Consider the following 13,771-nt stretch of genomic DNA (forward strand, 5'->3'; position numbering starts at 1 on the left):
GACGATGAGCCGGCCCAACTACACGGAGATCAGCGTCGATCGCCTCACCAAGCAGTACGCCAAGGTGCGGGCCGTCGACGACCTCTCCTTCACGGTGAACGCCGGCCGTGTCACCGGATTCCTCGGCCCGAACGGGGCCGGCAAGACCACCGCTCTGCGGATGATCCTGGGGCTGGTCACGCCCACCGCCGGCACCGCCACCATCGGCGGCGTCCGATACGTGGACATGCCCGACCCGATCCGGCAGGTCGGCGCGGTCCTCGAGGCGTCCAGCGCGCACCGCGGCCGCAGCGCGCGCAACCACCTGCGGGTCATCTGCCGCGCGGCCGGCCTGCCCGACCAGCGCGCCGACGAGGTGCTCGCCATCGTCGGGCTGAACACCGTCGGCACCCGCAAATTCAAGGGCTACTCGCTGGGCATGAAGCAGCGTCTCGGTATCGCCGCGGCGCTGCTCGGCGATCCGCGGGTGCTGATCCTGGACGAGCCGACCAACGGTCTCGACCCGGAGGGCATCCGATGGATGCGCGACCTGCTCAAGGCACTCGCCGCCGAGGGCCGCACGGTCCTGGTCTCCAGTCACCTGCTGGGCGAGATGCAGCAGCTCGCCGACGACGTGGTGATCATCGCGGCCGGGCGGCTGATCCGGCAGGGCCCGGTCAGCGAGGTTCTCGGCGCGGCCGCCGGCGTGGCCCGGGTGCGGGTCCGCACACCGCAGCCGGAGCGGCTCGCCACCGCGTTGCAGGAGGCACGGCTGGAGGTCGGCGGCGGGCCGGACGGCTCGCTGCAGATCTCCGGGGCTGATACCGCCCAGGTGGGGCACATCGCCTTCACGGCCGGGGTCGAGTTGCACGAGCTGATCGGGGAGAGCGCCGATCTGGAGCGTGCCTTCCTGGACCTGACGGCCGGAAAGGCGGGCGCCCGATGAACCTCATCCGTGCCGAGCTGCTGAAACTGCGTACCACCGCGCTCTGGTGGATCTTCGCGATCCTGCTGGTGCCGATCTACGGCGTCGCGCTGGCCTACAACTGGCTGACCGCCAACGTGATGCTGTCGTCGGACTACGCCGATGTGGACACCGGGATGATCGGCGAGGCGGACCGCGCCGTCTCCGGCCTCTACACCAGCGGCCAGTTCTTCGGCATCCTGCTGGTGGTGCTGCTCAGCGCGATCCTGGTGACCAACGAGTTCTTCCACCTGACGGCGACCAGCACGTTCCTCACCACGCCGCGTCGGGAGCTGGTCATCCTGGCTAAGATGGCCGTCTCGGTGGTGATCGCGCTGACTGTCTGGCTGGTCACCACCGTGCTCAGCCTGGGCTTCGCCCCGTTCGCGCTGAGCACCATGAACCAGCCCTCGCACATCGGCGAGAGCTTCGTCTGGCAGGCGATCGGGCTGAACGCGCTGGCCTTCGTGCTCTGGGGGCTGCTCGGGGTGGGCACCGGGGTGCTGATCCGCAGCCAGATCGGCGCGACCCTGACCCTGTCGGTGCTCTACGTGGTCGGCGCCCAGGTGCTCTCCGGCATCTTCGTGCTGCTGGGCACCATGTGGAACGAGTCGGTCCTCACGTTCCGGGTGGTCGTGCCGACCCTCGCCTCGGACCTGATGGTCTCCGGGCAGCAGTTCCCGGACGACCCCCCGCGCTGGGTCGGCGCACTGATCATGCTCGCCTATGCCGCGGTGTTCTCGGTGGTCGGCACGCTCATCACCAAAGAGCGGGACGTCGGGTAACGCGTACCGAAAACCCATGCTCGCGCGCCGCGCACGACCGTTGGTCGTGCGCGGTTCGTCGTGGAGCGGCGACCAGCGCAAACAGGGGCCGTCCAAGTTTTCGGGCGGGGTCTTTCCCGCCTGCGGCGGCGAAATCGGGGGGTGTAGTCTCGCCGGGTCGCGACGGAGCGGCGGGGCCGGAGTTGTCGGCCGGCGGTTCCTCGGCCTCAAGGTCTGATTGGCCACAGAGCGGACGTCCGCACCGACAGCGCCTGTGCACGGCGTAGCCTGGACACCGAATCCTACCCGTCCCGCGTGACGGATCAGTCACGTGATGACAAAAACGGTGAAAGAGGCGAACGCGGCAGTGTCGACGCAGCAGACTTCGCAGGACAATCCACTCGCGGATTTCGGTCCCAACGAGTGGATCGTCGATGAGATGTACCAGCGGTACCTGGCCGACCCGGCCAGTGTCGACCCTGCCTGGCACGATTTCTTCGCCGACTACAAGCCGGCGACGTCGCAGGGCTCGATCGCGACCCCGGACGAGGCCACCGCGGCCAACGCCACCGCGACCGCGGCCAAGGCGGGCACGGACGCCCCGGCCGCCGCGACCGTGGCCCCGGCCAAGCCGGTGACCCCGCCTGCGGCGAAGCCGGCCCCGGCCGCCAAGGCCGCCCCGGCGAAGCCCACCGCGGCCGCCACCGCACCGGCCGCCGGCGCCAAGACCACGACCCTGCGCGGCGTCGCCGCCAAGATCGTGCAGAACATGGAGTCCTCGCTGGAGGTCCCCACCGCCACGTCGGTGCGCGCGGTCCCGGCGAAGCTCATGGTCGACAACCGCATCGTCGTCAACAACCACCTCTCCCGTGGCCGTGGCGGCAAGGTGAGCTTCACCCACCTGATCGGCTGGGCGCTGATCCGCGCGGTTCTCAAGCACCCGGAGATGAACAACTCCTACGCCGAGATCGACGGCAAGCCCGCGCTGGTCGCGCCGGAGCACATCAACCTTGGCATCGCCATCGACCTCGCCAAGAAGGACGGCTCCCGCACGCTGGTCGTGCCGTCCATCAAGAACTGCGAGACGATGGACTTCCGGCAGTTCTGGCAGGCGTACGAGGACGTGGTCCGGCGCGCCCGCCGCAACGAGCTGACCATGGAGGACTACTCCGGCACCACGATCTCGCTGACCAACCCCGGCGGCATCGGCACCGTCCACTCCATCCCCCGCCTGATGAACGGGCAGAGCGCGATCATCGGGGTCGGCGCGATGGAGTACCCGGCTCCGTACTCCGGGATGAGCGACGAGACCCTGGCCGAGCACGGCGTCAGCAAGGTCACCACGCTGACCAGCACCTACGACCACCGGGTCATCCAGGGCGCGCAGTCCGGCGAGTTCCTCAAGGTGATGCACGAGCTGCTGCTCGGTCAGCACGGCTTCTACGACGAGATCTTCACGTCGCTGCGGATCCCGTACGAGCCGGTCCGCTGGGTGCGCGACGTGGCCCGGACCTCCGAGGGGCAGATCGACAAGGCCGCCCGGGTGGTCGAGCTGATCCACGCCTACCGGGTGCGCGGTCACCTGATGGCCGACACCGACCCGCTCGAGTTCACCATCCGCAAGCACCCCGACCTCGACGTGCTCCAGCACGGCCTGACCCTGTGGGACCTGGACCGCACCTTCCCGGTCGGCGGCTTCGCCGGCAAGCAGAAGATGAAGCTGCGGGACGTCCTCGGCGTCCTGCGGGACAGCTACTGCCGCCGGATCGGCATCGAGTACATGCACATCCAGGACCCGGAGGAGCGCCGCTGGGTCCAGGAACGTATCGAGGTCAAGTACACCAAGCCGGACACCGACGAGCAGAAGCACATCCTGCACCGGCTGAACGCCGGCGAGGCGTTCGAGACCTTCCTCCAGACGAAGTACGTCGGCCAGAAGCGGTTCTCGCTGGAGGGCGGCGAGTCGCTGATCCCGCTGCTCGACGCGGTGCTGCAGGACTCCGCCGAGGCGGGCCTGGACGAGATGGTGATCGGCATGGCCCACCGTGGCCGGCTGAACGTGCTCACCAACATCGTCGGCAAGCCGTACGAGAAGATCTTCAACGAGTTCGAGGGTCAGATGGACCCGAAGTCGGCGCACGGCTCCGGTGACGTCAAGTACCACCTGGGCCAGACCGGCAAATACACGACGCCCGACGGGGAGTTCTCGACGACGGTCAGCGTCGTCGCCAACCCGTCCCACCTGGAGGCCGTCGACCCGGTCCTGGAGGGCATCGTCCGGGCCAAGCAGGACCGTCTCGACCTCGGTCTGCACGGTTACACGGTGCTGCCGGTGCTGGTGCACGGCGACGCCGCGTTCGCCGGTCAGGGCGTGGTCGCCGAGACGCTCAACCTGTCCCAGCTCCGTGGTTACCGCACCGGCGGCACGATCCACGTGATCGTGAACAACCAGGTCGGTTTCACCACCGCCCCGGAGTACAGCCGCTCGTCGATGTACTCGACCGACGTGGCCCGGATGATCCAGGCGCCGATCTTCCACGTGAACGGCGACGACCCCGAGGCCGTGGTCCGGGTCGCGAAGCTGGCGTTCGAGTACCGCCAGGCGTTCAACAAGGACGTCGTGATCGACATGATCTGCTACCGCCGCCGCGGTCACAACGAGGGCGACGACCCGTCGATGACCAACCCGCGCATGTACCAGATCATCGACACCAAGCGCAGCGTGCGGAAGCTCTACACCGAGGAGCTGATCGGCCGCGGTGACATCACCGTGCAGGAGGCCGAGGAGCAGCTTCGCGACTACCAGGGCCGGCTCGAAGAGGTCTTCAAGGCCACCCGGGACTCGGGCGGTTCCCCGCAGCGGTCGCGCATCATCGCCGAGGAGCCGGAGCCCGAGGTGGAGACGGCCGTCGACGCGGCGGTGGTCCGCTCGGTCGGGCAGGCGCACGTCGAGCTGCCCGAGGGCTTCACTCCGCACAAGCGGGTCCAGCAGCTGCTCGACCGGCGGGCCAAGATGTCCACCGACGGTGGCATCGACTGGGGCTTCGGTGAGCTGATCGCCTTCGGCTCGCTGCTCAACCAGGGCGTCACCGTCCGCCTCGCCGGCCAGGACTCGCGCCGCGGCACCTTCACCTCGCGGCACGCGGCCATCGTCGACTCGATCACCGGCAAGGACTTCCTGCCGCTCGGCTCGCTGGCCACCGGCAGCGCCCGGTTCTTCGTGCACGACTCGCTGCTGTCGGAGTACGCGGCGATGGGCTTCGAGTACGGCTACTCGGTGGAGAACCCGGACGCGCTGGTCCTCTGGGAGGCCCAGTTCGGCGACTTCGTCAACGGCGCACAGTCGATCGTGGACGAGTTCCTCTCCTCCGGCGAGGTGAAGTGGGGCCAGCAGTCGTCGCTGGTGCTGCTGCTTCCGCACGGCATGGAGGGCCAGGGCCCGGACCACTCGTCCGGCCGCCCGGAGCGGTTCCTGCAGCTCTGCGCGCAGGACAACATGCGGGTGGCGAACCCGACCACCCCGGCGAACTACTTCCACCTGCTGCGCCGCCAGGGCCTGTCTCCCAAGCGCAAGCCGCTGGTGGTCTTCTCGCCGAAGTCGCTGCTGCGTCACAAGCTCGCGGTGTCGCAGGTCAACGAGTTCACCGAGGGCACCTTCCAGCCGATCCTCGGCGACGCCGGGGTCAAGGGCCAGCCGCTCGACGGCGGCTCGGTGAAGCGGGTGCTGCTCTGCTCCGGCAAGGTCTACTACGACCTGTTCCAGGCGCGTGCCGAGCGGGGCATCACCGACACCGCGATCATCCGGATGGAGCAGATCTACCCGCTGCCCGTCGAGGAGCTGAAGGCGGTTCTCGCGCAGTACCCGAACGCCGAGGACTTCGCCTGGGTGCAGGAGGAGCCGGCCAACCAGGGCGCCTGGTCGTTCGTGGCGCTCAACCTGCTGGAGCACCTGGAGGGTGTCCGGCTGCGCCGGATCTCCCGCCCGTCCGCCGCCGCCCCGGCGGTCGGCTCGGCCAAGCTGCACGAGGCCGAGCAGCAGGCGCTGGTCGAGGCGTCGTTGCCGCGCTCGTGACACACGGTTGAAAGGGGGCGCTCCGCGACAGCGGGGCGCCCCCTTTTACCATCTGGGCATGTACTTCACCGATCGTGGCATCGAGGAACTGGTCCAGCGGCGTGGCGAGGAGACCGTCACGCTGGAGTGGATCGGTGAGCAGCTGCGCACCTTCGTCGACATGAACCCCGAGTTCGAGACCCCGATCGAGCGTTTCGCGACCTGGCTGGCTCGCGACGACGAGGACGACGACGAGTGACCGGGCTCCCGGTGCCGTCCCCGCGACGCCGGGGCGGTTCGCCAGAGCCGCCGGTGATCGGGGTCATGCCGGGGGTCGGGACCTTCGGCCCGGTGCCGTGGCCGCCGGGCCGGTAGGTTGAGGGCGTGGCGCGCAGTGTGTACGTAGCGGGCTTGGGCCCGTCCGTCGGCAAGGGGACCGTGGCTCTCGGCATCGTCGAGCTGCTCTCCCGCCGGGTCGCGAAAGTGGCCGTCTTCCGGCCGCTGGTCTCCGGGGCCGGTCAGGATCATCTGCTCACCGTCCTCCGCGAGCGCTATCCCGGCCCGGTCGCGGCCGAGGAGTCGTTCGGCGTCACCCTCGCCGAGGCGTCCGCGCTGGTCGCCGACGGCCGGCGGGAAGAGCTGATCGGCCGGATCGTCGAGCGTTACCGCGCGGTCGAGCGGCAGAGCAGCGCGGTCGTGGTGATCGGCAGCGACTTCACCGACAAACCCGCCGAGGGCCACGAGGAGCTGCCCCGGGAGCTGGCCTTCAACGCGCGGCTGGCGACCGAGTTCGGCAGCGTCGTGGTGCCGGTGATCAGCGGTGCGGGCCGGTCGGCGGAGTCGCTGGCGGCGGCCGCGCGGAGTGCGTACCACTCGCTGGTGGATCTCGGCGCGACGGTCGCCGCGGTGATCGCGAACCGGGTCCCGGCGGCCGCGTCCGGCAGCCGGCCGGAAGGCCTCCCGGTGCCCTTCTGGGCGGTGCCGGAGGTCGCGGCGATCGCCGCGCCCACGGTGGGCGAGGTGGCGGCGGCCCTGGACGCCACGGTCTTCTCCGGTGGGCCGAGCGCCCTCGACCGTGACGTGCTCGACTACGTCGTCGGCGCCGCCCATGTGCCGAACGTGCTGGAGCATCTGACCGAGGGATCGCTGTTGATCACCCCGGGTGATCGAGCCGATCTGCTGGTGGCCGCGTCGGCCGCGCACGCCGCCGGCACGGTGACGCTGGCCGGTCTGGTGCTCACTCTCGGCGAGCCGCCCGACGAGCGTGCCGTCCGGGTCATCGAGCGTCTCAACACCGGCCTCGCCATGCTGATCGTCAAGACCGACAGCTACCACACCATCGCGGCCGCCGACCGGATCGATGCGCGGCTCAGCACCCCGCGCAAGGTCGAGGCGGCGCTCGGCGTGTTCGAGGAGACCGTCGACACCGCCGAGCTGTCGCGGGTGCTCGACGTGGCCCGGTCCAGCCGGGTGACGCCGCTGATGTTCGAGAACGACCTGATCGACCGGGCCCGCGCCGAGCGGCGGCATCTGGTGCTGCCGGAGGGCGCCGAGGAGCGCATCCTGCGGGCCACCGAGACCCTGCTGCGGCGCGGTGTGGCCGATCTGACCCTGCTCGGCGACCCGGCCGAGATCGCCCGGCGGGCCCGCGAGATCGGTGTGGAGATCGGCGGCGCCCGGCTCGTCGACCCGTCCGCCAGCGAGTTGCGGGAGGACTTCGCGGCCCGGTACGCGGAGATCCGCAAGCACCGGGGCGTGACCCTGGACCTGGCGTTCGACGTGGTCCGTGACGTGAACTACTTCGGCACCATGATGGTCGCCGCGGGACTGGCCGACGGCATGGTCTCCGGCGCGACGCACACCACGGCCGCGACGATCCGGCCGGCCTTCGAGATCATCAAGACGGTGCCGGAGGTGTCGGTCGCGTCGAGCGTCTTCTTCATGCTGCTGGCCGACCGGGTGCTGGTCTACGGCGACTGCGCGGTCAACCCCGACCCGGACGCGGCCCAGCTCGCCGACATCGCGCTGTCCTCGGCACAGACCGCCGCCGCGTTCGGCATCGAGCCGCGGGTGGCGATGCTGTCCTATTCCACCGGCAGTTCCGGTTCCGGCGCCGATGTGGACAAGGTCGCCGCGGCCACCGCGCTGGTCCGCCGGCGGCGGCCGGACCTGCCGGTCGAGGGCCCGATCCAGTACGACGCGGCGATCGATCCGGCCGTCGCCGCCGCGAAGCTGCCCGGCAGCGCGGTCGCCGGAAAGGCCACCGTCTTCGTGTTCCCCGACCTGAACACCGGCAACAACACCTACAAGGCCGTCCAGCGTTCGGCCAACGCGGTCGCGGTCGGGCCGGTGATGCAGGGTCTCCGGGCGCCGGTCAACGACCTGTCCCGCGGCGCGACGGTGAAGGACATCGTGAACACGGTCGCCATCACGGCGATTCAGGCGGGAGCGAGATGACCCGGGTTCTGGTGCTCAACAGCGGCTCGTCGTCGCTGCGCTACCGGCTCTTCGACTCGTCCGAGGTACTGGCGAAAGGCCTGGTCCAGCGGATCGGCGAGGCCGGCGGCGACGCGGCCGACCACGCGGCGGCGCTGCGGAAGCTGATGGACGAACTGGACCTGTCCGGGCTGGCCGCGGTCGGGCACCGGGTGGTGCACGGCGGCGACCGGTTCACCGCCTCGACGATCGCCGACGACGAGGTGCTGGCCGCCATCGAGGAGCTGATCCCGCTCGCGCCGCTGCACAATCCGGCCGCGCTGACCGGGCTGCGGGTGGCCCGCGAGTTGCTGCCGGACGTCCCGCAGGTGGCGGTCTTCGACACCGCGTTCCACTCGACGATCCCCCCGGAGGGCGCCTTCTGGGCGATCGACCGGGAACTCGCCGGCAAGTGGGGGCTGCGGCGGTACGGGTTTCACGGGACGTCTCACGCCTACGTCTCGCGGGAGACCGCCCGGCTGCTCGGCAGGCCGGCCGCCGAGACGAACGTGATCACGCTGCACCTGGGCAACGGGGCGAGCGCCACCGCGGTGCGCGGGGGCGCGAGCGTGGCCACCTCGATGGGCCTGACACCGCTGCCCGGCCTGGTCATGGGCACCCGGTCTGGGGACATCGACCCCAGCCTGATCTTCCACCTGCACCGGGTCGCCGGGCTGTCACTCGACGAGATCGAGGACGTGCTGACCCGCCGCTCGGGGCTGCTCGGCCTGGCCGGTGACAACGATCTGCGCGCGGTGCAGGAGCGCTATCTCGCCGGCGACCCGGAGGCCACGCTCGCCTTCGACGTCTACTGCCGGCGGATCCGCGAGTACACCGGGTCCTACCTGGCGGTGCTGGGCCGGGTGGACGCGATCACGTTCACCGGCGGGGTCGGGGAGAACTCGCGGCTGGTGCGGGCGCACACGCTCGCCGGGCTGGAGCCGCTCGGCATCGCCGTCGACCCGGAGCGCAACGAGCGCAACGCCACGATCATCTCCCCGGACGGCTCGCCGGTCGCCGTGTGCGTGGTGCCGACCGAGGAGGAGCTGGAGATCGCCTCGGAGGCGCGGAAGGCGATCGGATCAGAGGGCTAGCCAGGCGATCAGCGCGATCAGCACGACCGCGGCCACCGCGCCGGCGATGATGTAGGGCATCTTGGAGGGTGCCTGGGCCTCGGAGGGCGTCGTGCGGGTGAACGCCCGAAACGCCTCGGTGTTGCCACTGGGGTCGACCTGGTTCTCAGACATGGGCACGACCCTAGCCAAACGGGTCCAGGATGGCGAAGCCCGGCACCTGTTCGGCGGAACCCGGTGTGATACCCGATACCAGGGAATTCCGATCTTGAGCAGGCACAATGGCCGGGTGCTGCGCCGTTCCGTACTCACTCTCGCCCTTGCCTCCGCCGGTTTGACCGCCTGCTCCACCCCCGCCCCCACGAAAGAACAGGGTCAGGCCACGCCCTCACCCTCCCGCTCCCGAGAACAGCGTCAGGCCGGGACGCGGGAGTTCGCGTTCAACAGGGGCGGCGATCGTCCGCTGCCGACCAAGGTGTGGCTGCCGGCCGGTGAGGGACCGTTCCCGCTGATCTATTTCAGTCACGGATTGACCTCACAGCCCGACGACTACGCCGAACTGCTCAGCGCCTGGGCGGCGGCCGGTTTCGTGGTGGCCGGCCCCAAGTACCCGCACACCTGGAACCAGACCGCCGCGTACGACGCCGGCGACATCGTCAACCAGCCCGCCGACGCGCAGCACGTGATCACCGAGCTGCTGACCGCCCTGGCCGGGATCGTCGACCCGCAGCGGATCGCCGCGGCCGGGCACTCGGCCGGCGCGATCACCACGGTCGGCCTGTTCAGCGGAAGCCGGGACGAACGGCTCAAGGCCGGGCTGCTGATCGCCGGCCGCCAGATGCCGCAGCCGGCCCCCTTTGCGGGCGCCCCGGCGCCGCTGCTGTTCGTGCAGGGCAAGCTCGACAAGACGGTCACCTACGAGCAGGCGTACGGGGCGTACAACGAGGTGAGCTGGCCCAAGGCCTTCCTGGAGCTCCCGCAGGGCACCCATCTGCCGCACCGCGACGAGCCGTCGGTGGTGGCCGCCACCACCACCGACTTCTGGCTCTGGAGTCTCCGGGGCGATCAGGCCGCGAAGGACCGCATGCCGCGGGACGCCGCGCCGGCCGGCCTCACCAGCCTCCTTTAGAACTCCACCACGATCTTGCCGAAGACGTCGCCGCCGGCGAGCCGCGCGAAGGCCCCGGCGACCTCGTCGAACCGGACCGTCGCGTCGATCACCGGCCGCACCTGCCCGGACGCCACCATCTCCAGCAGGGCGGCCAGCTCGTCCGGGGTGCCCATGCTGCTGCCCAGGATCTCCAGCTGCATGGCGAAGACGCGGCGCAGGTCGACCTCGGCCCGGTGCCCGGCGGTCGCCCCGCACACCACGATCCGGGCGCCTGGCGCGGAGCACTTCATCGAATGGTCGAAGGTGGCCGCGCCGACCGACTCGATCACCAGGTCGACGCGCTCGGGCAGCCGGGCGCCGGGTTCCACCGCGGTCGCGCCCAGCGCGGCGATCCGCTCCCGTTTGCCGGGGTCGCGGCTGGTGGCGTACACCCTCTTGCCGAGAGCGGCGGCAAGCGCGACCGCCGCTGTGGAGACCCCGCCGCCGGCGCCCTGGACCAGCACTGATCCGGCCTCCGAGGCCCGGCCACGGGTGACGAGCATGTGGTATGCCGTGAGCCAGGCCGTGGGCAGGCAGGCCGCCTCGGCGAAGGACACTCCGGCCGGTTTGGGGATCAGGTTCTGCCGGGGCGCCGCCAGGCGTTCGGCGATGGTGCCCGGGTGGCGCTCGGAGAAGAGCGAGAACCCCCGTGGATCGGCCTTGTCCTCCACCACCGGATAGACCACGACCTCATTGCCGTCGGGGTCCACCCCGGCGGCGTCGCAGCCGAGGATCATCGGCAGCCGGTCGGCGGGCAGCCCGACGCCCCGCAGCGACCAGATGTCGTGGTGGTTGAGGGAGGCGGCCCGCACGTCGATGGGCACCCAGCCGTCCGGGACGGCGAGCGGCAGCTCACCCACGGTCAGGCCGCTGAGCGGGTCCTCCGGGTTCAGGGCGGAAGCATAGGCAGCGCGCATCACCCGACCTTAGCGACCGTTAACGCGTCGCGCCGCCCTCGGCGAACAAAGGGCGGCGCGACGGTCATCGATCGATCAGACGGGCTGGTGCTCCGGCTCGGGCGCGGGGGCGGCGACGCGGCGCGCGACGCCGTCCTCGATGGCCGCGGCGGCGACGGCGGCGGCCACCGCCGGGGCGACCCGCGGGTCCAGCGGTGACGGGACGATCGCCTCCGGCCGGAGGTCGTCGGCGACGATCGCCGCGATCGCGTCGGCGGCGGCCACCTTCATCCGGTCGGTGATCGTGGTGGCCCGGACGTCCAGCGCGCCCCGGAAGATGCCGGGGAACGCCAGGACGTTGTTGATCTGGTTGGGGAAGTCGCTGCGGCCGGTCGCGACGATCGCCGCGTACTTGTGCGCGACCGTCGGGTGGACCTCGGGAGTCGGGTTGGCCAGCGCGAAGATGATCGCGCCCGGCGCCATGCCGGCCAGGGCCTCCTCGCCGATGTTGCCACCGGAGACTCCGACGAGCACGTCGGCGCCGATCAGCGCCTCGGCGATCCCGCCGGTGCGCCCGGAGATGTTCGTGGCGGCCGCGATCTCGGCCTTCGTCCCGCTGAGGTCGGCGCGGTCGCTGTGGATGATGCCCCGCGAGTCGACGACGATCATGTTGGCGCCCTCGACACCCGCCGCGATCAGCGTGTTCGTGATCGCGACGCCGGCGGCCCCGGCCCCGCTGACGACCACGCGCAGGTCGCCGAACTTGCGGCCGAGAAGCTTCGCCGCGTTGCGCAGCGCGGCCAGCGTGACGACGGCGGTGCCGTGCTGGTCGTCGTGGAAGACCGGGATGTCGAGTTCGGCGTCGAGCCGACGCTCGATCTCGAAGCAGCGCGGGGCGCTGATGTCCTCCAGGTTGATGCCGCCGAACGAGGGGGCCATCGCCTTGACCGTGGCGATGATGCCCTCGACGTCCTGCGTGTCGAGGACGATCGGGATCGAGTCGACTCCGCCGAACTGCTTGAACAGGACGGACTTGCCCTCCATGACCGGCATGGCGGCCTTGGGCCCGATGTTGCCGAGACCGAGGACGGCCGAGCCGTCGGTGACCACGGCGACGGTGTTCGACGTCCAGGTGAAGTCGGAGTAGAGCGACTCGTCCTCGGCGATCGCCTCGCAGACCCGAGCGACGCCCGGGGTGTAGGCCAGCGACAGGTCATCGCGGCTGGCCAGCGGGACGGTCGCGCTCATCGTCATCTTGCCCCGGCGGTGCAGGTCGAAGACGGGATCGGCGGCGAGGGCGGGATCGAGTTCAAAACTGAAGAAAGACACGGTGAAACTCCACACTGCATCGACATTGATACGTGGCACCTGCTGGAGTTCCGGTCGCGAGTATGCGCCGGAAACCGCGGTGCGATGCGGGGATCACCCGGTACAGCCACCTCCAGCGCGGGTGTGCGCTGGGGATCAGAGGACACTAACTTAACCGGAACGGTCTCGGGTAGTAGCGAAATATCACACGCCCGATGACATCGGCGACGCCGTGAGCACGGGAATCGTCATCCACGAATGAATTGTCGCCGAGCAGCCACCACCCGCCGTCACGCTCCGCGACGGCCCGCTTGACGACGAGCAGGCCCGGCCGCGACCGGAATTCGGCGACCACGACGTCACCGGCCCGGATCCGCCCGCCCCGCCGGACGATCAGCGCGTCCCCGGCTCGCAGCGTCGGCACCATCGACGGGCCCCGGACGAGCACGGCGAACAGTGGTAATTGCCACCTCAAGGCATCAAGCCTCCTCGCGTTACGGCATGGGCGTAAGGGGTAGTGTCAACCTCGGATCATCGCAAATTCTATGGAGGAGTCCTGATGCGACTTCCGCGTTTCCTCACCCCGCGCACCGTGGTCAGCGCGCACTGCGACCTGCCGTGCGGCGTCTACGACCCGGCACAGGCCCGGATCGAGGCCGAGTCGATCAAGGCGATCGCCGAGAAGTACCAGGGGAACACCGACCCCGAGTTCCGCACCCGCGCGATCCTCATCAAGGAGCAGCGCTCCGAGCTGGTCAAGCACCACCTCTGGGTCCTGTGGACGGACTACTTCAAGGCTCCGCACTTCGAGAAGTACCCGAACCTGCACCAGCTCTTCAACGAGGCCACCAAGCTGGCCGGCGCCGCCGGCGCCAAGGGCTCGGTGGACCCCGCGATCGCCGAGCAGCTGCTGGGCAAGATCGAGGAGATCTCCAAGATCTTCTGGGAGACCAAGCAGGCCTGAGCATGACGGCCATTCGACGGCCGGGCCGCCCCTTACCGGGCGCCGGCCGTCGCTGTTCGCTCACCCGGATCACCCACTCGCCAGGACAGGCGGTCACCGGGTGGTCCCGTAGCGTCTTCGAGCCGCTACAGTCTCTCCATCGGGAGG

At 70.2% G+C, this 13,771-nt stretch carries 12 protein-coding genes; 8 read left to right on the forward strand and 4 right to left on the reverse strand.

From position 1 onward, the window contains the following. Positions 1-4: 4 nt before the first annotated feature. From QLQ12_RS04560 to QLQ12_RS04585, 6 genes are all read left to right on the forward strand, one after another. Positions 5-925, forward strand: coding sequence for an ABC transporter ATP-binding protein (locus QLQ12_RS04560; RefSeq protein ID WP_282757280.1), 921 nt, complete (start codon positions 5-7; stop codon positions 923-925). After that, a complete protein-coding gene (locus tag QLQ12_RS04565) occupies positions 922-1,728 on the forward strand; it encodes an ABC transporter permease (protein ID WP_282757281.1) in 807 nt (268 codons plus the stop codon). The genes QLQ12_RS04560 and QLQ12_RS04565 overlap by 4 nt, the downstream gene beginning before the upstream one ends. A gap of 346 nt (positions 1,729-2,074) precedes the next feature. After that, positions 2,075-5,779 carry a multifunctional oxoglutarate decarboxylase/oxoglutarate dehydrogenase thiamine pyrophosphate-binding subunit/dihydrolipoyllysine-residue succinyltransferase subunit gene (locus tag QLQ12_RS04570; protein WP_282757353.1) on the forward strand — a complete coding sequence of 1,235 codons (3,705 nt, stop codon included), beginning with the start codon at positions 2,075-2,077 and terminating at the stop codon, positions 5,777-5,779. A 58-nt stretch (positions 5,780-5,837) separates the two neighbouring features. After that, on the forward strand, positions 5,838-6,017 hold the full coding sequence (locus QLQ12_RS04575; RefSeq protein ID WP_111651783.1) for a DUF6104 family protein: 180 nt from the start codon (positions 5,838-5,840) through the stop codon (positions 6,015-6,017). A 125-nt stretch (positions 6,018-6,142) separates the two neighbouring features. After that, on the forward strand, positions 6,143-8,215 hold the full coding sequence (pta, locus tag QLQ12_RS04580; protein ID WP_282757282.1) for a phosphate acetyltransferase: 2,073 nt from the start codon (positions 6,143-6,145) through the stop codon (positions 8,213-8,215). Continuing rightward, on the forward strand, positions 8,212-9,327 hold the full coding sequence (locus tag QLQ12_RS04585) for an acetate/propionate family kinase (protein ID WP_282757283.1): 1,116 nt from the start codon (positions 8,212-8,214) through the stop codon (positions 9,325-9,327). Before pta ends, QLQ12_RS04585 begins: the two co-directional genes overlap by 4 nt. On the opposite strand, the gene QLQ12_RS04590 is transcribed toward QLQ12_RS04585, so the two are convergent. Next, a complete protein-coding gene (locus QLQ12_RS04590; RefSeq protein ID WP_282757284.1) occupies positions 9,316-9,480 on the reverse strand; it encodes a hypothetical protein in 165 nt (54 codons plus the stop codon). The two genes, QLQ12_RS04585 and QLQ12_RS04590, sit on opposite strands and share 12 nt — an antisense overlap. Before the next feature lie 94 nt (positions 9,481-9,574). Between QLQ12_RS04590 and QLQ12_RS04595 the strand changes: the two genes are divergently transcribed. After that, a complete protein-coding gene (locus QLQ12_RS04595; RefSeq protein ID WP_282757285.1) occupies positions 9,575-10,435 on the forward strand; it encodes an alpha/beta hydrolase family protein in 861 nt (286 codons plus the stop codon). Here QLQ12_RS04595 and QLQ12_RS04600 read toward each other — a convergent pair. From QLQ12_RS04600 to QLQ12_RS04610, 3 genes are all read right to left on the reverse strand, one after another. Beyond that, positions 10,432-11,373, reverse strand: coding sequence for a zinc-binding dehydrogenase (locus QLQ12_RS04600; protein ID WP_282757286.1), 942 nt, complete (start codon positions 11,371-11,373; stop codon positions 10,432-10,434). The genes QLQ12_RS04595 and QLQ12_RS04600 overlap by 4 nt on opposite strands. A gap of 75 nt (positions 11,374-11,448) precedes the next feature. Further along, positions 11,449-12,606: an NAD(P)-dependent malic enzyme gene (locus QLQ12_RS04605; RefSeq protein WP_282757354.1), complete on the reverse strand. Its 1,158-nt coding sequence runs from the start codon at positions 12,604-12,606 to the stop codon at positions 11,449-11,451. A 220-nt stretch (positions 12,607-12,826) separates the two neighbouring features. Continuing rightward, positions 12,827-13,135 (reverse strand): S26 family signal peptidase, encoded by a 309-nt coding sequence (locus QLQ12_RS04610; protein WP_282757287.1) that lies wholly within the window; start codon positions 13,133-13,135, stop codon positions 12,827-12,829. A gap of 84 nt (positions 13,136-13,219) precedes the next feature. On the opposite strand from QLQ12_RS04610, the gene sodN reads away from it, so the two are divergent. Continuing rightward, the gene (gene sodN, locus QLQ12_RS04615; protein ID WP_282757289.1) at positions 13,220-13,624 is read left to right on the forward strand and encodes a superoxide dismutase, Ni; all 405 of its coding nucleotides are present in this window, start codon (positions 13,220-13,222) and stop codon (positions 13,622-13,624) included. Positions 13,625-13,771 lie beyond the last annotated feature (147 nt).

It is taken from the genome of Actinoplanes sandaracinus, from assembly GCF_030009775.1.
Lineage (GTDB): Bacteria > Actinomycetota > Actinomycetes > Mycobacteriales > Micromonosporaceae > Actinoplanes > Actinoplanes sandaracinus.